This is a genomic window from Collimonas sp. (assembly GCF_039923675.1).
Taxonomy (GTDB): Bacteria; Pseudomonadota; Gammaproteobacteria; order Burkholderiales; family Burkholderiaceae_D; genus Collimonas.
Genome location: NZ_JBDTCG010000095.1, coordinates 129,716 through 155,030 on the forward strand (window position 1 = coordinate 129,716; position 25,315 = coordinate 155,030).

The window sequence follows — 25,315 nt, forward strand, 5'->3', positions numbered from 1 at the left end:
CGTGAATTGTCACGGGCGGTTTTATTTTGTGACAATGACTCCTCAATTCAATTTCAAGCCGATCACCGCCTCCATCAACCACTTGTTGGCGCAGGAACCGTGGGCGCAGCGCATCTTGGCGTCGCACGCGGGCAAAGTCGCCTGTTTCGATGGCGGCGCAGTCAAGCTGAGCTGGCAAGTCAGCCCGGATGGTTTGCTGCAGGTGCCGCCGGCGGATGCCGATGAGAATGTCGTGAATGTTCCGAATGTCACCATCCGCGTCAATTTGGCGGACCTGCCGCTGATTGCGCAGAACCGGGAGCGGGCTTTTTCCTATGTGAAGATCGATGGCGATGCCGATTTTGCCAATGCCATTTCACAAGTCAGCCAGGACCTGCGCTGGGATGCCGAACACGATTTGAGCAAACTGGTCGGCGATATTGCCGCGGTGCGCCTGGTCTCCGGCGGCAATGCATTGGTCGCCGGCCTGCGGTCGACGCATAAAAAATTAACAGAAAACCTGGCCGAATATTTTCTGGAAGAACAGCCGATGCTGGTCCGGCCGCAGGCTGTGTCCGATTTTACGAATGATGTCACCAGGTTGCGCGACGATGTGGAACGCCTGGCGAAACGCATCAATAAACTGAAGACCCCATGATTCTGAAATTTTTGCGCGTTTTAAAAATCGTCCGCGTCGCCGTGCGCTATGGCCTGGACGATATCGCCATGTCAGGTTTCGATACGCCGCGTATCTCCAAGCTGATCGATACCCTGATTTTCTGGCGCGACATTTCCGCGCCGCGCGGTGAGCGCTTGCGCATGGCGCTGGAGGAGCTGGGGCCGATTTTCGTCAAATTCGGCCAGGTGCTGTCGACCCGCCGTGATCTGCTGCCGGGCGATATGGTCGACGAGCTGTCGCGCCTGCAAGACCGGGTGCCGCCATTCAGTTCCGACCTGGCGATTGCGCAAATCCAGAAATCCCTGGGCGCCCATCCGGACCAGCTGTTCGCCAATTTCGAGCGGGTGCCGGTCGCCTCGGCGTCAATCGCCCAGGTACACTTTGCCACGCTGAAGGATGGCAAGGAAGTCGCGGTCAAGGTGCTGCGTCCCGGCATGAAGAAGTCGATCGATGAAGACGTGGCGCTGATGCATATCGCCGCCGGACTGCTGGAAGCGTTGTGGGCCGACGGCAAGCGTCTGAAGGCGCGCGAAGTGGTCGGTGAATTCGATAAATACCTGCACGATGAGCTGGACCTGATGCGCGAAGCCGCCAACGGCAGCCAGTTGCGCCGTAATTTCGCCGATTCCGAGTTGCTGGTCGTGCCGGAAATGTACTGGGATTATTGCTCGCCGTCGGTGATCGTCATGGAGCGCATGCACGGCATCCCGATTTCGCAGCTGGACCGCTTGCGCGATGCCGGCGTCGATCTCGGCAAGCTGTCGCGCGACGGCGTCGAGATTTTCTTCACCCAGGTATTCCGCGACGGTTTTTTCCATGCCGACATGCATCCCGGGAATATCCTGGTGTCGGTGGCCCCGGCCACATTCGGCCGCTATATTGCGCTCGATTTCGGCATCGTTGGGACCCTCAACGATTTCGACAAGGATTATCTGTCGCAAAATTTCCTGGCGTTTTTCCAGCGCGACTACAAGCGCGTGGCCGAAGCGCATATCGAGTCCGGCTGGGCGCCAAAAGAAACCCGGGTCGACGAACTGGAATCCGCAGTGCGCGCCTGCTGCGAGCCGATCTTCGACCGGCCGCTGAAAGATATCTCTTTCGGCCAGGTGCTGTTGCGGCTGTTCCAGACCTCGCGCCGCTTTAACGTCGAAGTGCAGCCGCAACTGGTGTTGCTGCAAAAGACCCTGCTCAATGTCGAGGGCCTGGGCCGTCAGCTCGATCCCGAGCTGGACCTGTGGAAAACCGCCAAGCCACACCTGGAGCGCTGGATGAGCGAGCAGATGGGCTGGCGCGGCTTGCTGCAGCATCTGAAAATCGAAGTGCCGCGCTACAGCAAGCTGCTGCCGCAACTGCCGCGGCTGGCGCATCAGGTGATGACCCATGTCATCGAGCACAAGGGTGAGCAAAACAATGAGCTGATGTGGCGTCTGATCGCCGAACAGCGCAAGACCAACCACTTCCTCGGTATCGTCGTCTATCTCGGCGGCGGCGTCGTTGCCGGCGTGCTGCTGACACTGATTTACCTGCGCTTTGGCCATGGCATCTGGTGGTAACCATGTCGACACCTGATTCCCCGCCAAAATTTGCCAGCCGCGACCCCTCGCATCCCGATTTCTGGAGCGAGCGATTCGAGCAGGAATTCATGCCCTGGGATAATGGCGGCGTGCCGCTGGCGCTGCAGCAGTATGTGAACCGCAGCAAGCCGGTCTCGACGCTGATTCCCGGTTGCGGCGCCGGCTACGAGGTGGCTTATCTGGCGCAGGCCGGCTGGGACGTGACAGCGATAGACTTTTCCCGCGCCGCAGTCATCGCGGCGCGGGCGGTGCTGGGCAAGTGGTCGGAGCGGGTGCTGCAAGCCGATTTTTTTGCCTACACGCCGCAACAGCCGCTCGGCTTTATCTATGAGCGCGCCTTCCTGTGCGCGTTGCCGCCCGCCAGGCGCGTCGCCATCGTCAGCCGTTGGGCCGAACTGCTGCCGGCCGGGGCTACCCTGGCCGGTTTCTTCTTTTTCGACGACGCCCCGAAAGGGCCGCCGTTCGGCATCGGCCGGGCTGAACTGGAACGTTTATTGCGTGCCGATTTCGAGCTGGTCGACGAGCGGGACGTTACTGACTCCATCGCCGTGTTTGCCGGCAAAGAACGCTGGATGGAATGGCGGCGGCGCGGCTAAAGAGTAGTTACAGCCCTGTGTCGCAAAAAATCGAGCCAGTGTATGTCCAACGGGATATACGCTGGCTTTTTTCACATAATTCGCAGTCAACTTGCTACAATTGGCGGTTTTTCGCCTTCCTGGAAATGAAGAGATATGGCGCTGCTAGAAATCCGTAATGTCAGTCGTCGCTTTGGCGACTTTGCCGCAGTTGACAATATCAGCCTGTCAATTGAAGCCGGCGAATTCTTTACCCTGCTGGGCCCTTCCGGCTGTGGCAAAACCACCTTGTTGCGCATGATTGCCGGCTTCGACCTGCCGGATTCAGGCCAGATTCTGTTGGATGGCGTCGATCTGGTAGGCAGTCCGCCGGAACACCGGCCGGTCTGTACCGTATTCCAGAATTACGCGCTGTTTCCGCACATGACGGTGGCGGCGAATATCGCATTCCCCTTGAAGATGGCCAAAGTTCCGGCCGAACAGATCCGCACCCGGGTCGAAGAAGCGCTGGAGGATGTACGACTGACCGGCTTTGCCGCACGTTTTCCGCATGAGTTGTCAGGTGGGCAACGGCAACGGGTTGCGGTTGCCCGGGCGCTGGTGTCGCGTCCCAAGCTGCTGTTGCTGGACGAGCCGTTGTCGGCGCTGGACGCCAAGCTGCGCGAACAGATGCAGATTGAACTGATCAACTTGCAAAAAGAAGTCGATATCACTTTCGTCTATGTCACCCACGACCAGGGCGAAGCGCTGGCGCTGTCGCACCGCATCGCGGTCATGAACCGCGGCAATGTCGAGCAGCTGGACGAGCCGTCGCGCATCTATAGCTATCCGCGCACCCGTTTTGTCGCCGATTTCATCGGTACCTGCAATCTGCTTGATGGCTCCATTGCCAGCATCGACGGCGCGGCCATGCAACTGGATGTGCCCGGCCTCGGCCTGGTGAAATGCGCCGTGCCGCCGAATGCCGCGGTAGGCCTTAAAGGCACGCTGGCCTTGCGTCCGGAAAAAATCCATATCAGCGCCGAGATCAATACCGGCAACGCCGAAAATCATTTCAAGGGCTTTGTCAAAGAGCTGCTGTATCTGGGCGACGTTACTGTATATATCGTGCAGACTGAAGACGGCACCACGATCGAAGCCTTGCTGGCCAATTCGGCCGCCGGCCGCGCCAAGTTCTTCGAGGTCGGCGACATGGTCGACATCGCCTGGCAATTCGACACAGGGCATTTCTTGTATGAGTAAGATGAGTAATAAGCCGCTATCCAAGCCAGCCGACCGTGGCCGCCTGGCGCGCTGGCTGATCAGCGGCCCGCCGCTGTTTTATTTGCTGCTGTTCTTCGCCATCCCCAGCCTGATCATGGTATTTGCGTCGGTGCGCTATGCCGGCGACTACGGCGGCCTGGCGCCAATTTTTGATGAAGTCGGCAAGCTGAATCTGACGCTGGAAAATTTCCAGCGTTTCACTTCCGATTTCATCTATACGGCAATCTTTCTCAAGTCGTTGATGTACGCGGTGATCACTACCTGCTGCTGTCTGTTGATGGCGTATCCGCTGGCGCTGCTGATTGCGCGCAGCCCGAAGAAATATCGCGACTTGCTGATCCTGCTGGTGATCCTGCCGTTCTGGAGCAATTTCCTGATCCGCGTGTACGCCTGGATGATTATCCTCGGCCCGCAATCCGGCCTGACGCAGGCGGTCAACTATGTGCTTGGGCTGGTCGGCATCGAGCCGGTGCGCTTGTTGTTTACCGCGTTCTCGGTGATCGTCGGCCTGGTCTATGTGCATCTGCCGTTCATGGTCTTGCCGCTCTACGCCAATCTGGAAAAGCATGATCCGGCGCTGGTGGATGCGGCCCAGGATCTGGGGGCATCGGCCTGGCAACGCTTCTGGCGCATCACTTTTCCGCTCTCCTTGCCTGGCGTGTATGCCGGCGCGGCGCTGGTATTCATTCCGGCGCTGGGGATTTTTGCGGTGTCGGACATTTTGGGCGGCACCGGCAGCGACATGATCGGTAACGTCATCAAGCAGCAATTCCTGGAAACCCGCGATTGGCCATTCGGCAGCGTGCTGTCCATCGTCCTCACGGTGGCGGCGCTGATCGCTGCCGGCATTGCGGTGCTAGTGGCAAGGCCAAGGAGAGAAACCCATGGCTAAGCTGAATGCAGTGCGGCGTTCGCTCGGCTTGTGGCTGGTGGCGCTGTTCGTCTATGCCTTCCTGTATGTGCCGCTGATTATCGTGGTGGTGTATTCCTTCAACGACTCGCAACTGAATGCCGAGTGGGTCGGCTTTACGCTGGACTGGTACAGAAAGCTGTTCCATGACGACGAAATGCTGCGAGCCGCCGGCAACTCGCTGATGATCGCGCTGGTGGCCAGCGCGGCCTCAACCTTGCTCGGCACTATGGCCGGTTTTGCCATGCACCGCTACAAACTCAAATTGCTGCCACTACTGGTGTTGACGCCGATTGCGATTCCGGAAATCCTGGTCGGCGTGTCCTTGTTGATTTTCTTCGTGATGCTGAATATCACGCTGGGCCTGCTGTCGATCACGCTGGCGCACATCGCGTTTTGCATCGGCTTTGTCGCCATCGTGGTGCGTTCGCGCTTGTCCGGCATGGATGAAAGCCTGACCGAAGCGGCGCGCGATTGCGGCGCGACGCCGATGCAGGCGTTCCGGCTGGTGACTTTACCGCTGATCATGCCGGGCGTGGTGGCTGGCGCGCTGATGGCCTTCACCTTGTCGATCGACGACTTCGTGATCACCTTCTTCACCGCCGGCGCCAATGCTTCCACCCTGCCGCTGCAGATTTATTCAATGATCAAGATTGCCGTCACGCCCGAAGTGAATGCCGTCTCGACCTTGTTGATGGGACTGACGCTGCTGCTTATAATCATCGCGTCCAAGCTTGCGCCCAACGCGTTGCGTTCAAGCTAGACGAAAGCGGGGCGGCTTCCGGCCGTTCCTGATATTGAATTTAACCGTTTCACCTTCCTGTACTGGATTAGTCATGCGGCGTTTTTTCTTCCTGTTTTTTGCAATTTTTCTAACAACCGCAGCACATGCAGCGCCGCCGAGCGATGTCTCGATCGACGATTTGCTGGTCTCAATGAAGACGGAGCAGACTCTAAAAGCTGTATTTCCAATGATCGACAAGGTCATGCAACAATCCATGGCGATGGCGACCAAGGGCAAGACGCTGAATGCCAAGCAGCAGCAAGCCCTCGAGTCGATAGCCGCCAAGATGGTGCAGGTAATGCGGGAAGAAATGAGCTGGGACACGATGCGTCCTCTGTATTTACAGATTTACCGTGAAAGTTTCACTCAGGATGAGATTGATGGACTGGCGGCGTTTTACAAGAGTCCGGCCGGTGCTGCCTACATAGAGAAGATGCCGGTTGTGATACAAAAATCCATGACCATCATGCAGTCCCGGATGGGGCCGATGATGGCGAAGATGCAAGCTGCGATAAAGCAGGCGGTGGAAGAAGCCCAAAAGAGCCAGTAACGGTGGGTAGGGGGCGGCGGTTCATTTTGAACCTGGTCCGCCCTGTCATTTAGATTGCATTGCCATTATCAGATCCAAGGATAGCCATGAAAAAACTGCTTGCCATCGCCGCCCTGTTGTTTGCCAGTATCTCGGCCCAGGCCGCCGACGAACTGCGCCTGTACAACTGGAACAATTACATCGCGCCGGAGACCGTGGCGCGCTTCGAGGCTTCTTGCAAGTGCAAGGTGGTGCAGACGTATTATGGCGACAACGAAGAAATGCTGGCCAAGCTGGCCGCGGGCGCCAAGGGCTACGACATCATCGTCCCGACCGGCAATGCGCTGGATGCGCTGATCAAGCAGCAGGCGCTGTTGCCGCTCGACAAATCGCAATTGCCGAACCTGAAGAGCGTCAATCCGGCCTATCTGAATACCGATTTCGACAAGGGCAACAAGTATTCCGTACCGTACGCCTACACCGTGACCCTGATGGGCTACAACGACCAGAAGATGAAGGAACTGGGGATTCCGGTGGATAGCTGGGCGGCGATCTTCGATCCGAAGATCCTGGCCAAGATCAAGGGCAAGGTCACCGTACTGGATTCCGCCAATGAATTGATGGCTGCAGCCCTGAAATACCTGGGTTACTCCGCCAATGATACCGATGGGAAGCACTGGCAGGAAGCCAAGGACGTCATCATCAAGGCCAAGCCGTATTGGGCGGCCTTCAATGGCAGCAGCTACATCAAAGAATTAACTGTTGGCAATATCTGGCTGGTGCAGGGTTATTCGAATGATATTTTCCAGGCCGATGTCGATGCCCAGAAAGCCGGCCGCAAGTTCCGTATTCGCCATGGCATGCCGAAAGAAGGCGCGGTGCTGGCTCTGGACAGCATGGTGATCCACAAGGACGCGCCGCGGCCCGATCTTGCGCTGAAATTCATCAATTTCATGCTGGATGGCAAAAATGCTGCCGAGCTGAGCAATCTGATCGGTTCCGGTAATCCCAACGCCGATGCCGCCAAGTACATCAAGCCGGAGATCGCCAATAACCAGGCGATCTTCCCCGACAAAGCCGGCTTCGCCAAGCTGGAAATGCTGAAAGACTTGAACAGCAAGCAACGGCGCGCCATCAACCGCATCTGGACCGAGATCCGCGCACGCTGATCCACGGATTTGTCGTTTCGGATGATGTAAAATTGTCAATGTAGTTGCCGACGGCAGCGCCAATTCATTGCGCCGCCGCCACAAGCCGTCGCCGAACCCCGTGTGCACCGCAAAAAACCTTTATAATTCAGGGTTCTGTATGATTTTTGCGGAGTTTCACCATGCCGATTTACGCGTATCGCTGCGAAGCCTGTGGTTTTGCCAAAGATGTGCTGCAAAAGATGTCCGATGAGCCGCTGACGGTTTGCCCGTCCTGCAGCAAAGCCGCGTTCAAGAAGCAAGTCACTGCGGCTGGTTTCCAGCTCAAGGGCACCGGCTGGTATGTCACCGATTTCCGTGGCGGCGCGGGAGCGACGGCGCCGCCGGCGGCCGCTGCCGAAGCAGCATCGCCGGCAGGTACTGCGGTGACTGCTCCCGCTGCAACAGCGACATCGGCTTCGGCGGCCCCTGCCGCTAACAGTATGACACCTGCGCCGGAATTGCTGCCGGCACCAGCGGCAGCAATTCCGGCGGCACGGCAGCGGCAACATAAGGTCATCACTTAGTCAGCAAGTTGAACCCGGCGCAGCTGCACAGCAGTTGACGTTCGACAAAGAAAGCCATGCGTAAATATTTCATCACCGGTCTGCTGGTTCTCGTGCCCCTGGCAATTACGCTGTGGGTGCTGAACCTGATCATTGGCACGATGGATCAGTCGCTGCTGCTGCTGCCTGAGCAATGGCGGCCCAAGGTGTTGCTGGGCCATGATATTCCCGGCCTCGGCACCATCCTGACCTTGCTGGTGATCTTCCTGACCGGGCTGGCAACACGCAATTTCATCGGCCGCCAGATCGTCCAGGTATGGGAAGCGGTGCTGACGCGGATTCCAGTGGTCAGCTCGATCTATTCCAGCGTCAAGCAGGTGTCGGATACCTTGTTTTCATCCTCCGGCAATGCCTTCCGCAAAGCCTTGCTGGTGCAGTATCCGCGCCAGGGATCGTGGACCATTGCGTTCCTGACCGGGATTCCGGGCGGCGATGTCAAGAATCATCTGGTGGGAGATTACGTAAGCGTGTATGTGCCGACCACGCCGAATCCGACTTCCGGGTTTTTCCTGATGCTGCCGCGTGAAGACACCATCGAACTCGACATGAGCGTCGACGAAGCGCTGAAGTATATTGTGTCAATGGGCGTGGTCGCGCCGGAGCAGCAGAATGGCAAGAAGCTGATCATCGACACGCCGCCGGGCACCGGCCATACGCCTGGCGCATAGGCGAGGCGGCGGCAATAAAGCTGCGCTGGCAATCTCCTGCTTACAAGAATCAACATAAATTTAAAACATCCGTACAACATCTGAACTGCGAAAAACTGAATATGTCCATGCGAACCCAATACTGCGGCCTCACTACTGAGGTACTTCTCGGCCAAACCGTCAGCCTGTGCGGCTGGGTGCATCGTCGTCGCGATCATGGCGGCGTCATCTTCATCGACCTGCGCGACCGCGAAGGCTTGGTGCAGGTGGTGTGCGATCCGGACCGCGCTGAAGTATTCAAGAACGCAGAAGCGGTACGCAATGAATTCTGCCTGCGCATCACCGGCATCGTCCGTCTGCGCCCTGACGGCACCGGCAACAGCAACCTGAAGTCCGGCAAGATTGAAGTGCTGGCGCATGAACTCGAAGTACTGAATCCATCCATCACGCCGCCGTTCCAGCTGGACGACGACAACCTGTCGGAAACAACTCGCCTGACGCATCGCGTGCTGGACCTGCGCCGCCCGCAAATGCAAAACAACCTGCGCCTGCGTTACAAGGTGACGATGGAAGTGCGCAAGTTCCTGGACGCCAACGGCTTCATCGACATCGAAACGCCGATGCTGACCAAGTCGACCCCGGAAGGCGCGCGCGACTACCTTGTGCCGTCACGCGTCAACGCCGGCCATTTCTTCGCGCTGCCTCAATCGCCGCAATTGTTCAAGCAATTGCTGATGGTGGCCAACTTCGACCGTTATTACCAGATCGTCAAATGCTTCCGCGATGAAGATTTGCGCGCTGACCGCCAGCCTGAATTCACCCAGATCGATTGCGAAACTTCCTTCATGTCGGAACAGGAAATCCGCGACATGTTTGAAGGCATGATCCGCGGCGTGTTCAAGAACGCGCTGGATATCGACCTGCCTAACCCGTTCCCGGTGATGGACTTCGCCACCGCGATGGCGCTCTACGGTTCGGACAAGCCAGACATGCGCGTCAAGCTGGCGTTCACCGACCTCACCGCGGTCATGAAAGGCGTCGACTTCAAGGTCTTCGCCGGCGCTGCGAACATGGAAAACGGCCGTGTAGTTGGTCTGCGCGTACCCGGTGGCGCGGCAATGCCGCGTTCGGAAATCGACGCTTACACCCATTTCGTCGCGATCTACGGCGCCAAGGGCCTGGCTTACATCAAGGTCAACGAGAAGGCCAACGGCCGTGACGGTCTGCAATCGCCTATCGTCAAAAATCTGCACGATGCCGCGCTGGCGCAAATCCTGGAGCAAACCGGCGCGCAAGACGGCGACCTGATTTTCTTCGGCGCCGACAAGGCCAAGGTTGTCAACGACGCGATCGGCGCATTGCGCGTCAAGATCGGTCACAGCGAATTCGGCAAGAAGGCCGGCCTGTTCGACGATACATGGCGTCCATTGTGGGTGGTCGACTTTCCGATGTTCGAATACGATGAAGACGGCGACCGTTGGAATGCCTTGCATCATCCGTTCACATCGCCGAAAGACGGCCACGAAGATTTCATCGAGACCGATCCGGGCAAGGCCATCGCCAAAGCCTACGACATGGTCTTGAACGGCTGGGAACTGGGCGGCGGTTCGATCCGTATCCACCGCGCAGAAGTGCAGAGCAAGGTGTTCCGCGCGTTGAAGATCGATGCCGAAGAAGCACAACTCAAGTTCGGCTTCCTGCTCGACGCCCTGCAATACGGCGCGCCTCCGCATGGCGGCCTGGCATTCGGCCTGGATCGTATCGTCACCATGATGTGCGGCGCCGAATCGATTCGCGACGTCATCGCCTTCCCGAAGACCCAGCGCGCGCAATGCCTGTTGACCCAAGCGCCGTCGGAAGTCGACGAAAAGCAATTGAAAGAATTGCATATCCGTCTGCGTATGCCTGAAGCGAAAGTGGTTTGATTTCGGATTGAAAGTTTTAACAAGAAAGCGCGGTTTTCCGCGCTTTTTTTTATGCCCGCCAAAACCGGTTTATAGTAGTGCTTTGCGGAGCCTGCGTTGACACATGGTAAGCCGTTGCTGTGCTGTCCGGCTATGTGCGGCGGCCCACCCAGCTGCGCTTGCCGATAGCGTAGTATGGATAATCTGACGGTACCGTCGTTATCGTTGTTGAATTCAAGCCACGCTGACTTGACCGCCATTTTTTGCTTATTTGCATGTATAAAATTCCTGAATCGGTATTGGTAGTCATTTATACGGAAGACCTGCAGGTCTTGTTGATGGAGCGGACCGACAAGCTGGATTACTGGCAATCGGTGACCGGCTCCAAGGACTTTGCAGACGAAGTGCCGGGGGCGACGGCAATGCGGGAAGTCGCAGAAGAAACCGGCATCATCGTTGCCGATGCCGGTCCAGAGCGTACTGTGCCGCTATCCAACCTGAGCGACTGGCACGTATCCAACGTCTACGAGATTTATCCGGTCTGGCGTCACCGTTATGCGCCGGGCGTGACAAAAAATACCGAGCATGTGTTCGGCTTGCTGGTACCCGGGATGGTCCCGATTACGCTGGCGCCGCGCGAACACCTGCAGTACAAGTGGTTGCCCTATCGTGAAGCGGCCGATGCCTGTTTTTCGCCGTCGAACGCCGAGGCGATCCTGCAACTGCCGCGTCGCATCAAACCGTAATTTGCACCAGATTGAAGTCCATGAAATTGCGCATCGCCACCTACAACATCCATAAGGGCGTTTCCTCGCTGGGAAACCGGCCACGCGTGCATGCGTTGAAGCAGGCGCTGGCGCAAATGCAGGCCGACGTCTTCTTCCTGCAGGAAGTGCAAGGCCGGCACGACTTGCTGGCGGCGCGTCATGCGGCGCACTGGCCGGAGCAGGCGCAGCACGATTTCCTGGCAGGCGATTCGCACCACGCCGCCTACGGCATGAATGCCGTCTACGATCACGGTCATCACGGCAACGCCTTGCTGAGCCGGTTTGAAATCGCCTCGCAAAGCAACCAGGATGTTTCCGACCATGCGTATGAAGCGCGCGGCATTTTGCATTGCGTGCTGAAGACGCCTGCGGCGGATATCCATTGCTATGTGGTGCACCTGGGGTTGTTCGGCGGTGGCCGGCGGCGTCAGACCGCGGCCCTGGTCGAAGCGGTGCGCAGTTCCTCGCCGCCGGATGCGCCTTTGATCATCGCCGGCGATTTCAACGACTGGGGCAATCGCCTGAGCGAACTGATGAGAGCGCGGCTGGATGTCACGGAAATATTCGATGAGCGTATCGCCACCGGCGGCGTCATGCGCGGCGTTGGTTCCTATCTGCGGCAAATGATGGGACGCACGCCGAAACTGAAGCCGGCGCGGACCTTCCCAGCAGCGTTCCCGTGGCTGCGCCTGGACCGTATTTACTTGCGCGGCTTTACGGTAGAATCTGCAGAAGTCCTGCATGGTGCAGAATGGGCCAAGTTATCGGATCACGCGCCGATTCTGGCGACCCTGAAGCTGCGCTAGTGTGGTGATTCGCACTTGGTGGCACGAATAAAAGTGACGGATTTTTGTTCCAGACTAGGCGCGCACCCGAGCGATAGTCAGCTATCGCGAGGATGCGCAACGACGTATGGGGCAAAAAGACGCGCTTTTATGTGCAGACAAGTGTGAATCACTGCACCAGCACCGCCGTGGTCGGCGTGCTTCCTTGCAGAAAATCCTTGCCTGCCTGCAGGCGCACCTTTGAACGATGACCTCATGAAGATAGTTCCGCTATCGATTCGTCCCGGCCGGCCTGCATGCGCGCGGTAACTTTCAGCGCAGATAATCACATCACGCTATTGCATAACGGCGCCGCTTTTTTTCCGGCGCTGATTGCGGCGATCGATGCCGCCCTTACCGAAATCTATCTGGAAACCTATATCTTTGCCGCCGACGACACCGCGCTGTCGGTGCAGCAGGCGCTGGCGCGCGCGGCGCGGCGCGGCGTCACTGTCAGGGTGATTACCGACTGGCTGGGTACGGGCCGCCTGCGTTCGGCGTCCCTGGAGCAGGAGTTTCACACCAGTGGCGTCATGTACCGCGCCTTCAATCCCTGGTTCCAGCGCGGCGTCGCCAGGATGCATCGCAAGATGTGCGTGGTCGACCGGCAGCTTAGCTTTATCGGCGGCTTGAACATCATCGACGATATGGTTTCCGATGATGACCTGCGCTTGCCCTTGCCGGCGCCGCGTTGGGATTTCGCGGTGAGCATCAGCGGTCCGCTGGTGGCGTTGATCCATGCCGAACTGGAAGCGCAATGGATGCGCCTGGGCGAGATGAAACTGCTGGCGCGCTTCCAGCAATTCAAGCGCAGCCGTGCCCGCCTCCGCGGCGCGGCGCATGGCCCCGCGCTGGCCGGCCTGGTGTTGCGCGATAACTTGCGCAACCGCCGCACCATCCAGCGCGCTTATCTGCAAGCGCTGGGCCACGCCCGCCACAGCGCCTTGCTGACCAGCCCGTATTTTGCGCCGGGCCGGAAATTGCGGCGCGGCCTGGAAGAAGCGGCGCGGCGCGGTGTCGACGTGACGCTGTTGCTGGGAGTAGGGCATTATCGCCTGCAGGATGCGGTGAGCCAGTCGTATTATCCGAAACTGATGAAAGCGGGTGTCAGGATTGTCGAGTACCGCAAAACCACCCTGCATGCCAAGGTGGCGGTGGTCGATGACGATTGGGCGACGGTCGGCTCGAGCAATTTCGACGGCTTGAGCCTGCTGGTGAATCAGGAAGCCAACGTGGTGATCAGGGATGCCGATTTCTCCCGCGCGCTGCGGCGTCAGATCGAAATCGGCATTGCCGATGGCGACGCGGTCGCAGTTGATGCGTTCGACAACCTGTCATGGCAGGCGCGGGCCTGGCACGGTACCGCTTTCTTTCTATATCGTTTGCTGATGCGTATCATCACCATCGGTGACCGTGAATAGAGGGAAAAGCGAAGATCCGATGCATCACCGCCGAATCATCTTCAGCGGGATGCATCTTTTACCGGCATCTAGATCTGCACCCAGGCGCCCTTGAAGACGATCGGTCCGGTCGGGCCGTTAGGATTCGGCGATCCGCCCTTCGGCTCCAGCGTCACCGCCAGCAGCGGTATCGACTGCGGTGTCGCGTTGGCCGGCAATGTCAGGGTGACGCTGCCGTTTGCCGCCAGCAGGCCCAGCGAACGCGGCGGACCTTCTTTTGGCACCGCCCATAGTTCCAGGCTCTTGTCGGCTGCGATTGCCTGCGGCGCCACTACCTTGACGGTCAACTGGCCGCCTTGGGCATTACCAGTCACCACGGCAATCGGTTGCGCCTGATCGTTGCTTAGCATCGCAATATAGGAAGCAGGGGCGGGCGCTGCGGCCGGCAGCGGTTGCAATTGCTTGGTCAGCAACAGCGAGGTCAGGATGATGGCCGCAGTAGTCGATACCATGCCCAGTCCGCGCCAGAAGCTGATGTCTTCGCGCAGCTCAAACCAGAAAGGGCGCTTGCGTTGCGGCTTGCCCGATAAGCCGAGCTTGGCTTCGATCGCCGGCCACACTGCCGAAGAGGGCAGTGCGACAGGTGCAAGTTCCGCCATCGGGTACAGCCGGTCCTGCCATTCAACAACCGCAAGGCGCAACACATCGTGCCGTCGCAGCAAGCTCTCGAAGCGCCGCCGCGCGCCGCCGCGCAGCGTGCCTAATACATATTCGGACGCCAGTTTGTCTACCAGGGATGGGTTGCTCTGGATATTCATCAGACGCTCCCCAGCTTGCCGAGGCAGGTTTTCAGGCGTTCTAGTCCGCGCCGTATCCATGTCTTGATGGTGCCAATCGGCAATTTCATTTGTTCTGCGACTTCGCTGTGCGACAGGTCGTGATAAAAGGACAGGGCAATGGCTTGACGATGCAATCCCTCAAGGCGCCCCAGGCAGTTCGCCAGCGCCTTCGCATCATCAGTGAGTTGCAGCGCTTCCAACGGCGTTGGGTCGGCGCATTCCATTGCGTTCATGACTTCCTTGTCAAATGTGTCGGCGTCGATTTCGACCGCGCTATCCGTGCGCCGCAAAAAATCGAATGCCTTGTTGCGCACGATTGTGGTCATCCAGGTCATCGGCGCCGCCAGGCTGGCCTGGTAGCTGTCGGCGTTGTTCCAGATGTTGACGAAACTTTCCTGCAAAACCTCTTCCGCCCACTCGCGCTTAACTAGTATACGCAGCGCGAAGCCAAACAGTTTCGAAGAAGTTGCGTCATAGAGTGCGCGAAAAGCGACAGCGTCCTTGCGCATGACTGCAGCAAGCCAGATTTTCAGTTGTTCCGGTTGCAAGTCTTTGGAGGGCAATTCGACTTCCTTTTAATAGGCATGTGATATGCCGTGAGGGGATTTGTTGTTGCCGAAACAGACATGTTGATATGCAGATTACCGCATGGTAACTCGGGGCGCAACCGGCAATGCCAGGCGTGGCCAAAAAATAAAAAAGTCCGCTATGGATTAGCGGGCTAGCGGGCTTTTGCGCGGCTGTCGCAGCAGTCCGGATTATTTCTTCAGGGAGTCGCGGATTTCGCGCAGCAACACAATATTTTCCGGATCGGCAGCAGGTGCAGGCGGTTCCGCGTTTCGCAATTTGTTGATGATGCGCACCATCTGGAAAATCACGAAGGCGAGAATGACGAAATTCAGCGCGATGGTGATGAAGTTGCCATAGGCCAGCACTGCGCCGGCTTTTTTGGCTTCAGCGAGGGTCAGGTCGGCGCTTTGGCCATTCAGAGGGAAGTAGTGGTTGGCAAAGTCCAGGCCGCCAAAAATCTTGCCGACCACCGGCATGACGATGTCCTGTACCAGGGAATCGACGATCTTGCCGAAAGCGCCACCGATAATCACACCCACGGCCAGGTCCATTACATTGCCTTTGAGTGCAAAGGTCTTGAATTCTTGCATCATGCTCATCTTGCTGATTCTCCTGAATAATGTTGAACAATCGGAAGATACTGCGATCACGGCCGGATTAAAAGGATAAATTTGTCAATTCTTGTTAGTTTTCTCCCCTTGGAAACACTGCCATCGCGAGGGTTTGGTTGTTTCCTGGGGGAATTGTGCCAGATTTAACGGCAGATTCAATGTAATTAACGGATTTTGTACTTGACTGCATGTATTTCCTTTAAAACAGTCGCCAGCTTCGATATAATCTTGGGTTGCTAGAAGTTCCGTGCAATTTTCGTATTTTGACTGATTGGGGTTGGTATGAGTATCGAAAAGCAGGTCGATTCCGGTCGGCGTGGTTTGCTCGTCGCTACATGCGCGGCGGGTGGCGTGGCCGGTCTGGCCACGGCGGGGGCTTTTGTGTCCACGTTCCAGCCGTCCGAGCGGGCGAAAGCAGCAGGAGCGCCAGTGGAAGTGGATATTTCCGGCATTAAACCAGGCGAGATGCAAGTCTTCGAGTGGCGCGGCAAGCCAGTCTGGATCATGAAACGTACCCCCGAGCAACTGAAAGGGTTGGAACATACCGCCTCCGAGGTTGCCGATCCCGAGTCGCTCAAGCCCTACACCATGGACTTGCCCGACTACTGCAAGAACAAGTCGAACAATCGCGGCCACGTCGGCCACGAGGAAACTCTGGTGCTGGTCGGTATCTGCCCGCATCTGGGCTGCTCCCCATCTTCAAAATTCACGCCGGGCGCACAGGCGTCGTTGCCGGATGACTGGCAAGGCGGTTTCCTGTGCCCTTGCCATGGTTCCACCTTCGATCTGGCCGGCCGTGTCTTCAAGAACAAGCCGGCGCCGAACAATCTCGATGTGCCACGCTACATGTACCTGTCGGATACCAAGATCATCATTGGTAAAGACGAGAAAGGTGAGGCTTAAACCATGGCATTCCACGAAAAGCAGCTGCCGGCCGATGCGCCGCTCGCTGATAAAGCCTTGAACTGGGTCGATGCACGTTTTCCCGTGACTTCCACCTGGAAGGCGCATCTGTCGGAATACTACGCGCCAAAGAATTTCAATTTCTGGTACGCCTTCGGTTCGCTGGCGTTGCTGGTGCTGGTGATCCAGATCGTCACCGGGATCTTCCTGGTGATGCATTACAAGCCGGACGCGACCCTCGCTTTTGCCTCGGTTGAATACATCATGCGCGATGTGCCCTGGGGCTGGCTGGTGCGCTACATGCACTCGACCGGCGCCTCGGCTTTCTTCATCGTGGTCTACCTGCACATGGTGCGCGGCCTGCTGTACGGTTCCTACCGCAAACCGCGCGAACTCGTTTGGCTGTTTGGCGTCGGCATTTTCCTGTGCCTGATGGGCGAAGCCTTCATGGGCTACCTGCTGCCATGGGGCCAGATGTCGTATTGGGGCGCGCAGGTGATCGTCAACCTGTTCGGCGCGATCCCGTTCATCGGTCCTGATTTGTCGCTGTGGATACGCGGCGACTACGTGGTGTCAGATGCTACCCTGAACCGTTTCTTCTCGTTCCACGTCATCGCCATCCCGCTGGTTCTGATCGGCCTGGTGGTGGCGCATATCATTGCCCTCCACGAAGTCGGCTCGAACAACCCGGACGGTATTGAAATCAAGGAAAAGCTGGATGCCAAGGGCATTCCGCTGGACGGCGTGCCTTTCCACCCTTACTACTCGGTGCATGACGTCATGGCGGTGGCGGTATTCCTGATCGTCTTCAGCGCCGTGGTGTTCTTCGGCCCGGAAATGGGCGGCTACTTCCTCGAGTACAACAACTTCGTCCCGGCCGATTCGCTGAAGACGCCGCCGCATATCGCACCGGTCTGGTATTTCACGCCTTACTATTCGATCCTGCGCGCGATTACTTCGGATTTCATCATTTACCTGCAAGCCGGCGTCGCCGCCTTTGTTGCGTTGTTGTGGCTGAAATCCAGCTTGAGCAGCCTGATCAAGATCATCGCCACCGTCATCGGCCTGGCGATCATCGGCGCGATGTTCATCTTTGACGCCAAGTTCTTCGGCGTGGTGCTGATGGGCGTCTCGGTCATGATCCTGGCCGGCCTGCCTTGGCTGGATCATTCCAAGGTCAAGTCGATCCGCTATCGCCCGAGCTGGCACAAGTACATCTATATCCTGTTTGCGATCACGTTCGTGGTGCTGGGCTACCTCGGCGTGCAACCGCCGTCGGCCATCGGCAACTACGTGTCGCAGGTCTGCACCTTTATCTACTTCGGCTTCTTCTTGCTGATGCCTTGGTGGAGCGCCGCTGGTACGTTCAAGCCGGTGCCGGACCGTGTTGTGTATCACGCGCACTAAGCACCCGCGCTAAGCCAAAGGATAAGAACATGACATTGCTTAAAAGATTGATGGCGACTCTGGTGTTATTGCCGGCGCTTGCCTTTGCCAGTGAAGAAGGCGGCTATCCGCTGGACTCCGCGCCGCCACAGGGGAATAACATGTCGGCGCTGCAAAACGGCGCCAAGCTGTTTGTGAATTACTGCCTCAACTGCCACTCCGCTTCGTCCATGCGCTACAACCGCCTGCGTGATATCGGCCTGACAGAAGAGCAGATCAAAACCAATTTGTTATTTACCACCGACAAGGTCGGCGGTTTGATGACAATCGCCATGGCGCCGAAAGATGCGAAGGAATGGTTTGGCGCTGCACCTCCGGACCTGTCGGTGATTGCACGCGCCAAGGCTTCCAGTGCCGGCAGCGGGCCTGACTGGTTGTACACTTATCTGCGTACATTCTACAAAGATGACAGCCGTCCTACCGGTTGGAACAACATGGTCTTCCCCAATGTCGGCATGCCCCACGTCTTGTGGGAACTGGAGGGAATTCGTACTGCCAAATACGAAGACGTAAAGGATCCTCACGGAGAAGGCAAAGAATCGGGCAAAACCGAGCACAAGTTTGTCGGTTTCGAGCAAGTCAAGCCAGGCAAGATGAACAAGGTCGAATACGATGTTGCAGTCGCCGACCTGGTTTCCTATCTTGAATGGATGGGCGAGCCTGCTCAGAATACCCGCAAGCGCCTGGGCGTCTGGGTTCTGCTGTTCCTCGGCATGTTCTTTGTTCTGGCATGGCGTCTCAACGCGTCATACTGGAAAGACGTTAAGTAGTTCATACCCGCGATTTTGCGGGTATGCGTTCTGGGGTGAGCCGTATCGGGTCTCACCCTTTTGTTTCTAAGGAACTATAAAAATGATGGTTCTCTATTCGGGTACAACCTGCCCATTTTCACAACGCTGCCGTCTCGTTCTGTTCGAGAAGGGCATGGACTTTGAAATTCGCGATGTCGACTTGTTCAACAAGCCGGAAGACATCTCGACCATGAATCCTTATGGTCAAGTGCCGATCCTGGTCGAGCGCGACCTGATTCTGTACGAGTCCAATATCATCAATGAGTACATCGACGAACGTTTCCCGCATCCGCAACTGATGCCGGCCGATCCGCTGATGCGCGCCCGTGCGCGTTTGATGCTGTTCAACTTTGAGAAAGAATTGTTTATCCACGTGCACACGCTGGAAAACGAAAAAACCAAAGCAGCAGAAAAGAGCCACGACAAGGCACGCTCTGAAATCCGCGATCGTCTGACCACGCTGGCGCCTTTGTTCCTGAAGAACAAATACATGCTGGGCGACGAGTTCTCGATGCTGGACGTGGCGATTGCGCCATTGCTGTGGCGTCTGGATCACTACGGTATCGAGCTGTCGAAGACGGCTGCGCCGCTGATGAAGTATGCTGAACGTATTTTCTCGCGTCCAGCCTACATCGAAGCGCTGACGCCGTCGGAAAAAGTCATGCGTCGTTAAGACGTAGTAGTTGACTGTTCTGTATTGCTGCGGCAGTACAGGACAGCCCTTGCTTAATCATTTGTACCGAACCAGCTTTTACCCATGTCCGAGACCTCTACCAAACCGTATTTGTTGCGCGCCATCTATGAGTGGTGCACCGACAATGGCTATACCCCGTATCTGGCGGCCAGGGTAGATGCGCACACGCGGGTGCCGATGCAATTCGTCAAGAACGGCGAGATCGTATTGAACATCAGTTTCGAAGCCACCAGCGGTCTGAAAATGGACAATGAATTCGTCAATTTCAGCGCCCGTTTCGGCGGCGTATCGCGTGACATCTCTGTGCCGGTAGAAAACGTCATCGCCATCTATGCGCGTGAAAACGGCCAAGGCATGGCATTCGAACCGTCGGCCCCGGCCGACTCGGATATCAGCGAAGCCGCTGCCGAGCAAGAGCTCAACAGCGAACCGCCAGCCACAGTGACGCCGATTTTGACCTCGGTGCCGTCGCCAAGCGGCGTTGTAAAACCGAATCCAGCCGAAACAGGCCCGGAAAAAGATCCGGAACCACCAAAAAAAGGTGGAAGACCTACCCTAACCAGAATTAAATAGGTATAATTGCCGTCTTCGCAGTTTAGCTGGCTTAGCTCATCTGGTAGAGCACCTGACTTGTAATCAGGGGGTGGCGGGTTCAAGTCCTGCAGCCAGCACCAATATCTAAAAGGCCCACAGCGATGTGGGCCTTTTTCTTTTGCTCCGCAAAAGGGGTTTTGCTCCGCAATTCCTATTTTTCCCGCTCCGTGAGCTTCCCGGCGCCGGCATTTTTGGACTGTTCCGGGCAAAGAAAAAGCCGCAAAAATTGCGGCTTGGTAGGTGCTTACTTAGTAGGCGTCACTTTGTCACCCCGACGTTTTCTCACATAATGCTCTGTCATCACAACGCTTGCGTGGCCTAGCTGTTCTTGAGCCTGCCGGATATCACCGCTGCTATCTGTCTTGTCGGTGCCGGCTTTCGCCCGTAGATCACGAATCTGAAAATCCAGTTTTTCAATATTTGCAATTTCGCGTGCTTTGTCAAAACGTGAGCGTAATGCGAAATAGGTCAATGGTTGTCCTGTCTCATTAACCAGTAGCCGGGTCGACACAACGGCATTAGTGATGGCACGTTTGCGCTTCAAGATTCTATCGATCAGTACAGCGAGTTCGCCTTCAATCGCAATTCGTTGTTTTTTTGTCGTCTTATTTTGCTGTACCTCTATGGAGCCTTCCCGAAGATCGCGCTCGTCGATTTTGAGGACGTCAGACGGTCTGGCGCCAGTCAGGTAGGTCAGGTCCATCGTTTCTTGCAACGGGACGTCAGCGGCCTTCCAGACGATTGCAAACATTTCATCGTAAACGTAACTGGCAAGTACGTACAACCTTTAGCGCCACACTTGATGTATTGGTTGCAGGTTCCTTGGCCGGATCTGCACAACTTAATAAGGCGCGGTCGATGGAGATCGAGATTATTTCAGAAGACGAATTTCGTCAGCGAATTTAACGTAATGCAATGTATGGCATAGGGGACATACCAAGAATGGCAGATGGAACAGAATTCAAAGGGAATGTTGGGCAAGCTGTTATCGGCAATGTAAACGAAGCACCTAGACTAAATAATATAGTGCAGATTATTGGCAGGGGGAGTGATGAAGTCGAACCGAAGCCGATTAAGGTTTTGACGGGACTTCAGCGCAAGGCAATTTTTGCGAAAGTCGAAGAGGTTGTCGCGGCCAGCGGATTGAATAAATTTGACGTGTACAACGTCATCAAAAATGAATTCGGTGTCGAGACCATAAAAGAAGTCCCGTTGGACAATTACAAAGATGCGATGGACCTGCTTAACCAATCGTTGGCAGAGGCGACAGGCATGGATGTGATGGCGTCAGAACAGGTTACGGAGAAAGTACCAACAATAGTCCATACGCCAGCGACCTGTTTGGGATGCGCCGAGAAGTCAGCCAGTTTCAATCGTCTACAAAGAGCGGCACGGGCGCAATTATTTGCTCTAGCTGCTTGCATTGGTTTATGTGGTTGGCTGTTGTACAAAATGCCGACTACAGCCGGCGCGGCGACAATATCGCTAAACGCAGCAGACAACAAATGCTACTTCGAAAACAAAATTTACTCCGTGGGCAGTACCGTGAAGACTGTATCAGGCAGTATGCAAGAATGTATGACATCGAATGACCAAGCACCAGCTATGTGGGGCAGTAGCAAGCGGGGGAGATAAAACCACGTGTTTATTTTACCTGTAGCCGATAGTATGTAATCGGCCGAGGCTGTGTAAAAACGTAAATCTAATAGAAATTCATGGGTAGGGACACCCTTGCCGATATCGAGAAAATTGTATGGTGGCCGTTTTAAGCAGCCGATTTTCTGGTCGGCGATTTCTTTTCGAGTTTTTACACAGCCTGGGCCAATTGCAGACGGTCGAAAGTGTCTGCAAAACTGATGGCGATTCATAGCAATAATTCGGAGTGTTGGGGGAAAAGCTTGGGAATTTTGATTAATATCAGCTTGGGCATAATTGCAGGAATTCCGCTTCCGATTGCATTGCTATCTCGCCGGTCTTTAGAAAAGGCGCGCCCCGCATCTAAAATTGTACGATTTTTCCGAAACCTCCTTCACCTAATTCTAATGTTATTGGGCGTAGTAATCCCTTGGTCTGCTTTTTGGCTTAGTCATAAATTCGAATCAACGCCAAATGCTATCAATGCAATTGCATTCATTATCTCCATCGTCACGACTTTCATTTCTTTGGTTGTTAAGTTGCACCTGCACGATTCCAGTACTTGGAAACGTACCTATTAATCAGCGAAGGTCCGCTTCGGGTCGATAGCGGAAGTTCGTAATCTGGCGCAAATTATCAGATAAAGTCACTACTGATGCGCGTAACGACGCCATGGCGATCAACTCGTTTTTCCTTCTCTGTTTTCGTTGATGACCTGGCGCCGCTCCCGAATTTTTCCCCATTCAAGTTTTGCAGCGCGTGCGGCCGTTTGCTTGTTGGCGTAGACGTGTTGGAGCGTTTTAGTACTAACCATCGCGCCAGCGGCCGGCGCCGTATTCTTGCCCTTGCCGGTCGAAGGGGCAAATTCCTGACCGGTCTTCTTGTTGGCAACGTTGCGCCATTTGGCGTACACGCCGGTAATACCAGGATCTGGGTCGACTTCATCCTCGCGCTCGACTTCCGCTTCCTCTGTGCGCGTCTCCAACTCGATGCCGCTCGTAAAACCGGCATCGCTGATGCTGTGCCTAACCTTGGCCGTTAGCCAGTCCTGGTTATCGATATCAGTTTTGAATCCAACGACTTCCACAGGCGATTGTGGCATTAGCGTCGGGTCACCAATTGCCAGCGACAATTCCAGGGTTGCCGCGCCACGCTGGATGCGGCCCCATTCAGCGACGGCGGCGGCACGGGCGTCGGCCTCGCTGGCGTAGGTCGTGCGCAGCCGCTTGCTGTTGCCTGGCACGCCGGCCACCACACTGCGGCGCAGGCCGTGCCGGTCGTCATGCCAGAAGACACGCACGCCACTGTAGCTGTCGCGCTCGGCGCTATGGTATCGGTGCCGGTCTCCAAGGTTGCGCCTGATCTGAATCAAAGGCAGGTCGCGGCCTGACGCTGTCTTGCTGCGACCCGCCGGCATGAATAGCAGGGTGTCATTTTTCACAGTCGCTGCCGCATCGTATTTCTTGCCCAGCCTGCGCAGGAAAGCCGCGTCGCTCTCTCTGGTCTGATCCAGATGCTTCACTGGCACATTGCGCAACGCGTCGGCAATGCCGGGAGCGCAGGATCTGCATTTGTTCGCCTTGCTGCTGGCCGGCCAGCTTCAAGGCGCTGGCCGATTTCACGGCGGCGTTGAATTCGCGGGTCATGGCACGTGTGGGTTGCGCCGCTTGCTGCATCTTCTGCGCCAAGGCGGCAATCTGCTGCTGCGTCTCGCGCAGCTTGCCAGAGCTGGCCTGCAAGCCGGTATTGAGTTCGCGGAAACGCCCAACATCTTTCTGCTGGGCGTTCAGTTCTTTCAGTCTGTCATTGTTGGCCTTGATGGCTTTGCCCAAAGCGGATGATTCCCCTGTGATCTTCTTTAAGGGGCCGGTCAGCTTATCAAGCGCCGCAAAGACCACCTGTAACCGCAATTGCTTGTCGCTCATTTTTTATAGTCATCCTATTCTTCCGCGCCGCTGCGCACCCTGGCGCGTTCGCGCCAGGCCATCAAGTCCGCTATGTCCAACTCATCCATGGCCTGCGGCGGCCAGTGAAACACCACCGCAATGTCGGCCATTGGATCTTCTACTCGGTCCGGAAGGCCGCCAGCCGATCGGCTTTCTTCACCAAAAAAACGGCCACCTCCGCCCCGATTTCGGTCAGGTCCGCCGGGTCCATGCCGGCGACTTCGTGCGCGGTCAGGGTCGGATGGCCGTTCCCTTCTGGCGGTGGATCTTCATGGCGTTGCGTACGCGGGCGCGTCGCACTTCTTCCGTCCAGTACGATTTCCAGCTGTCGACCGACCAGTGCCAGGCTAACCAGGGCAACAAATTGATATCGATGGTGTCCGGGTTGTGCAGCGTGCGCAGCGGAACCGGCACATCTGAAATGCGCGCCGTGACCGCTTCCAGCGCCCGTTCCAGTGGCGTCGAATTCGGCGGCAGCAGGGATTTCATCTTTTTCTTGCTCATGCTTTGCCCCAAATGCCAGCGTACTCGATGTGCATGTCTTCGCAGTAATGCGCGACCAGCTTGGAAATTTCCGGGTCGTCGGTCGGCGACGACAGAATGACGCGCTCAACGCCAGGCACGTGGAGCGCCGCATCGATGCCGGAATGGGTAGGAACGCGGCCCAGCTGGTGTGCGTCCTTGGCATATTTCTGCATGCGCTTGACGGCTTCGGCCAGGACCACCGACGGGTCTGGGCCAGAGAAGCTATACAGCTTGGCGCGCACCTGGTAGCGGACGACTTGGGCAGCGTGGACCTGGACATAGTCGGTCAGTGGGCGTATGCCGTCTTCAGCCATACGCGTGGCGACGATATCCAACAACTCCTGCGACGGTGTGCCGTCGCCTTCGTGCGACAAGATAGCGACGACCACATGGCCGGGCGATGGGCTGGTGGCCGTCGCGTTGCGCACGCGGCCGTCCGCGCTCAGGGCGTGGAAAATGTAAGCGCCTTCAGGGCCTGCGACGGACATGCCTTGTGGCGCCAATTGGATGCGGCGGCGGTAGTCTTCGTCTTCCTCCATGGCGGCGGCAGTACCCTTGTCGGGATCTGCCGGCCAGATCTGCAAGCGCGGTACGTCCATGTTGGCGCCGATCTGGTCTAGGTCCGTGCCCTTCGCATAGGCCAGCATTAGGGCACGTCCGCCCTCATTGACGCGTTGGCGCAACTTCAGCTCACGGTAGGCGCTCAGTTGCAGTACCTTGATGGCGGGATCGGATTCCGTCAATTCCTCCATATCGACGCCATGCGCTGCCAAGTCGACCAAGTTCTCCGCCAGAATAGTCTCAAAGTCCAGCGGCTCGATGACGTTCGGTGCCGGCAATTGCGACAGATCGATAGCCGCGCTCATAATGCAGCCCCGGAGCCAACAGGCACATCCAGTTGGACGCCCTGTGCATTGGTGACGCCGTCCAGGAGCAAGGTGGCCTGTCCATCAGTGCCGCGTTGCAGTTGCATGCCGGTCAAGGCAATGCGGCGCTCCCAGCGCAGGACAGCGTAAGCGGTAGTTGTCAACAAAGATGTCGCGTCGCTTCATGCTGCAATCTTTAGTTCTTCATGCTCTTCCCGTTCAGGATTGAGCCATACTTCGTCCTTCAATTGCCAATTCCGCGTTTCGCCTGACCAGCGTTCCGGGCGGCGCTGTTTTGCCGCTTCAT

Annotated in this window: 29 protein-coding genes, 1 tRNA gene and 1 pseudogene; 21 read left to right on the top strand and 10 right to left on the bottom strand. The window is 56.8% G+C overall.

Annotation, left to right across the window (positions count from 1 at the left end):
* The first annotated feature begins 34 nt into the window (after positions 1 to 34).
* The 14 genes from ABI171_RS21055 (at position 35) to clsB (ending at position 13,609) form a co-directional block, all read left to right on the top strand.
* Positions 35 to 637, top strand: a complete 603-nt coding sequence (locus ABI171_RS21055) for an SCP2 sterol-binding domain-containing protein (RefSeq protein WP_348094513.1) — start codon at positions 35 to 37, stop codon at positions 635 to 637.
* Positions 634 to 2,211 carry a ubiquinone biosynthesis regulatory protein kinase UbiB gene (ubiB, locus tag ABI171_RS21060; RefSeq protein ID WP_348094514.1) on the top strand — a complete coding sequence of 526 codons (1,578 nt, stop codon included), beginning with the start codon at positions 634 to 636 and terminating at the stop codon, positions 2,209 to 2,211. The genes ABI171_RS21055 and ubiB overlap by 4 nt, the downstream gene beginning before the upstream one ends.
* A 2-nt stretch (positions 2,212 to 2,213) precedes the next feature.
* Positions 2,214 to 2,828 carry a methyltransferase domain-containing protein gene (locus tag ABI171_RS21065; protein ID WP_348094515.1) on the top strand — a complete coding sequence of 205 codons (615 nt, stop codon included), beginning with the start codon at positions 2,214 to 2,216 and terminating at the stop codon, positions 2,826 to 2,828.
* A gap of 135 nt (positions 2,829 to 2,963) precedes the next feature.
* Complete coding sequence (locus ABI171_RS21070; RefSeq protein ID WP_348094516.1) at positions 2,964 to 4,049, top strand: ABC transporter ATP-binding protein; 1,086 nt, start codon at positions 2,964 to 2,966, stop codon at positions 4,047 to 4,049.
* Between the two features lies 1 nt (position 4,050).
* Positions 4,051 to 4,962 carry an ABC transporter permease gene (locus ABI171_RS21075; protein WP_348094517.1) on the top strand — a complete coding sequence of 304 codons (912 nt, stop codon included), beginning with the start codon at positions 4,051 to 4,053 and terminating at the stop codon, positions 4,960 to 4,962.
* Positions 4,955 to 5,743 (top strand): ABC transporter permease, encoded by a 789-nt coding sequence (locus tag ABI171_RS21080; protein WP_348094518.1) that lies wholly within the window; start codon positions 4,955 to 4,957, stop codon positions 5,741 to 5,743. The genes ABI171_RS21075 and ABI171_RS21080 overlap by 8 nt, the downstream gene beginning before the upstream one ends.
* Before the next feature lie 73 nt (positions 5,744 to 5,816).
* Positions 5,817 to 6,314 carry a DUF2059 domain-containing protein gene (locus ABI171_RS21085; protein WP_348094519.1) on the top strand — a complete coding sequence of 166 codons (498 nt, stop codon included), beginning with the start codon at positions 5,817 to 5,819 and terminating at the stop codon, positions 6,312 to 6,314.
* Between the two features lie 86 nt (positions 6,315 to 6,400).
* A complete protein-coding gene (locus ABI171_RS21090; RefSeq protein ID WP_348094520.1) occupies positions 6,401 to 7,462 on the top strand; it encodes a spermidine/putrescine ABC transporter substrate-binding protein in 1,062 nt (353 codons plus the stop codon).
* 161 nt (positions 7,463 to 7,623) lie between these two features.
* Positions 7,624 to 8,007 (top strand): FmdB family zinc ribbon protein, encoded by a 384-nt coding sequence (locus ABI171_RS21095; RefSeq protein WP_348094521.1) that lies wholly within the window; start codon positions 7,624 to 7,626, stop codon positions 8,005 to 8,007.
* A 56-nt stretch (positions 8,008 to 8,063) separates the two neighbouring features.
* The gene (locus ABI171_RS21100) at positions 8,064 to 8,714 is read left to right on the top strand and encodes a DUF502 domain-containing protein (protein ID WP_348094522.1); all 651 of its coding nucleotides are present in this window, start codon (positions 8,064 to 8,066) and stop codon (positions 8,712 to 8,714) included.
* A gap of 101 nt (positions 8,715 to 8,815) precedes the next feature.
* Complete coding sequence (gene aspS / locus ABI171_RS21105; RefSeq protein WP_348094523.1) at positions 8,816 to 10,618, top strand: aspartate--tRNA ligase; 1,803 nt, start codon at positions 8,816 to 8,818, stop codon at positions 10,616 to 10,618.
* Between the two features lie 254 nt (positions 10,619 to 10,872).
* Entirely contained in the window at positions 10,873 to 11,343 is a 471-nt protein-coding gene (gene nudB / locus ABI171_RS21110; RefSeq protein ID WP_348094524.1) for a dihydroneopterin triphosphate diphosphatase, read from the top strand.
* 20 nt (positions 11,344 to 11,363) lie between these two features.
* A complete protein-coding gene (locus tag ABI171_RS21115) occupies positions 11,364 to 12,170 on the top strand; it encodes an endonuclease/exonuclease/phosphatase family protein (protein ID WP_348094525.1) in 807 nt (268 codons plus the stop codon).
* A gap of 275 nt (positions 12,171 to 12,445) precedes the next feature.
* Complete coding sequence (gene clsB / locus ABI171_RS21120) at positions 12,446 to 13,609, top strand: cardiolipin synthase ClsB (protein WP_348094526.1); 1,164 nt, start codon at positions 12,446 to 12,448, stop codon at positions 13,607 to 13,609.
* 68 nt (positions 13,610 to 13,677) lie between these two features.
* On the opposite strand, the gene ABI171_RS21125 is transcribed toward clsB, so the two are convergent.
* The 3 genes from ABI171_RS21125 to mscL all read right to left on the bottom strand — a co-directional run bounded on the left by ABI171_RS21125 (position 13,678) and on the right by mscL (position 15,596).
* Entirely contained in the window at positions 13,678 to 14,406 is a 729-nt protein-coding gene (locus ABI171_RS21125; RefSeq protein ID WP_348094527.1) for an anti-sigma factor, read from the bottom strand.
* A complete protein-coding gene (locus ABI171_RS21130; RefSeq protein WP_348094552.1) occupies positions 14,406 to 14,936 on the bottom strand; it encodes a sigma-70 family RNA polymerase sigma factor in 531 nt (176 codons plus the stop codon). The genes ABI171_RS21125 and ABI171_RS21130 overlap by 1 nt, the downstream gene beginning before the upstream one ends.
* 249 nt (positions 14,937 to 15,185) lie before the next feature.
* The gene (gene mscL, locus ABI171_RS21135) at positions 15,186 to 15,596 is read right to left on the bottom strand and encodes a large conductance mechanosensitive channel protein MscL (protein WP_348094528.1); all 411 of its coding nucleotides are present in this window, start codon (positions 15,594 to 15,596) and stop codon (positions 15,186 to 15,188) included.
* Positions 15,597 to 15,890: 294 nt separating this feature from the next.
* Between mscL and petA the strand changes: the two genes are divergently transcribed.
* The 6 genes from petA to ABI171_RS21165 all read left to right on the top strand — a co-directional run bounded on the left by petA (position 15,891) and on the right by ABI171_RS21165 (position 20,116).
* Positions 15,891 to 16,511 carry a ubiquinol-cytochrome c reductase iron-sulfur subunit gene (gene petA / locus ABI171_RS21140; RefSeq protein WP_348094529.1) on the top strand — a complete coding sequence of 207 codons (621 nt, stop codon included), beginning with the start codon at positions 15,891 to 15,893 and terminating at the stop codon, positions 16,509 to 16,511.
* A 3-nt stretch (positions 16,512 to 16,514) separates the two neighbouring features.
* On the top strand, positions 16,515 to 17,918 hold the full coding sequence (locus tag ABI171_RS21145) for a cytochrome bc complex cytochrome b subunit (RefSeq protein WP_348094530.1): 1,404 nt from the start codon (positions 16,515 to 16,517) through the stop codon (positions 17,916 to 17,918).
* Between the two features lie 29 nt (positions 17,919 to 17,947).
* Positions 17,948 to 18,727 (top strand): cytochrome c1, encoded by a 780-nt coding sequence (locus tag ABI171_RS21150; protein WP_348094531.1) that lies wholly within the window; start codon positions 17,948 to 17,950, stop codon positions 18,725 to 18,727.
* An 82-nt stretch (positions 18,728 to 18,809) separates the two neighbouring features.
* The gene (locus ABI171_RS21155) at positions 18,810 to 19,421 is read left to right on the top strand and encodes a glutathione S-transferase N-terminal domain-containing protein (RefSeq protein WP_038485359.1); all 612 of its coding nucleotides are present in this window, start codon (positions 18,810 to 18,812) and stop codon (positions 19,419 to 19,421) included.
* Between the two features lie 84 nt (positions 19,422 to 19,505).
* Positions 19,506 to 20,015 (top strand): ClpXP protease specificity-enhancing factor, encoded by a 510-nt coding sequence (locus ABI171_RS21160; RefSeq protein ID WP_348094532.1) that lies wholly within the window; start codon positions 19,506 to 19,508, stop codon positions 20,013 to 20,015.
* Positions 20,016 to 20,040: 25 nt separating this feature from the next.
* A tRNA-Thr gene (locus ABI171_RS21165) sits at positions 20,041 to 20,116 on the top strand.
* 164 nt (positions 20,117 to 20,280) lie between these two features.
* On the opposite strand, the gene ABI171_RS21170 is transcribed toward ABI171_RS21165, so the two are convergent.
* Positions 20,281 to 20,787, bottom strand: a complete 507-nt coding sequence (locus ABI171_RS21170) for a tyrosine-type recombinase/integrase (RefSeq protein WP_348094533.1) — start codon at positions 20,785 to 20,787, stop codon at positions 20,281 to 20,283.
* 191 nt (positions 20,788 to 20,978) lie between these two features.
* On the opposite strand from ABI171_RS21170, the gene ABI171_RS21175 reads away from it, so the two are divergent.
* A complete protein-coding gene (locus ABI171_RS21175) occupies positions 20,979 to 21,671 on the top strand; it encodes a DUF1496 domain-containing protein (RefSeq protein WP_348094534.1) in 693 nt (230 codons plus the stop codon).
* A gap of 679 nt (positions 21,672 to 22,350) precedes the next feature.
* On the opposite strand, the gene ABI171_RS21180 is transcribed toward ABI171_RS21175, so the two are convergent.
* From ABI171_RS21180 to ABI171_RS21205, 6 genes and pseudogenes are all read right to left on the bottom strand, one after another.
* Entirely contained in the window at positions 22,351 to 23,199 is an 849-nt protein-coding gene (locus ABI171_RS21180; protein ID WP_348099342.1) for a contractile injection system protein, VgrG/Pvc8 family, read from the bottom strand.
* Entirely contained in the window at positions 23,102 to 23,596 is a 495-nt protein-coding gene (locus tag ABI171_RS21185) for a hypothetical protein (RefSeq protein ID WP_348094536.1), read from the bottom strand. Before ABI171_RS21185 ends, ABI171_RS21180 begins: the two co-directional genes overlap by 98 nt.
* 14 nt (positions 23,597 to 23,610) lie before the next feature.
* Positions 23,611 to 23,727: a GpE family phage tail protein gene (locus ABI171_RS21190; RefSeq protein ID WP_348094537.1), complete on the bottom strand. Its 117-nt coding sequence runs from the start codon at positions 23,725 to 23,727 to the stop codon at positions 23,611 to 23,613.
* A 133-nt stretch (positions 23,728 to 23,860) separates the two neighbouring features.
* Positions 23,861 to 24,106 (bottom strand): annotated as a pseudogene (locus ABI171_RS21195) (phage tail protein I); the annotation flags it as partial.
* 11 nt (positions 24,107 to 24,117) lie between these two features.
* Positions 24,118 to 25,008, bottom strand: coding sequence for a baseplate J/gp47 family protein (locus ABI171_RS21200; protein WP_348094538.1), 891 nt, complete (start codon positions 25,006 to 25,008; stop codon positions 24,118 to 24,120).
* On the bottom strand, positions 25,005 to 25,175 hold the full coding sequence (locus tag ABI171_RS21205; protein ID WP_348094539.1) for a hypothetical protein: 171 nt from the start codon (positions 25,173 to 25,175) through the stop codon (positions 25,005 to 25,007). The genes ABI171_RS21200 and ABI171_RS21205 overlap by 4 nt, the downstream gene beginning before the upstream one ends.
* Between the last annotated feature and the right edge of the window lie 140 nt (positions 25,176 to 25,315).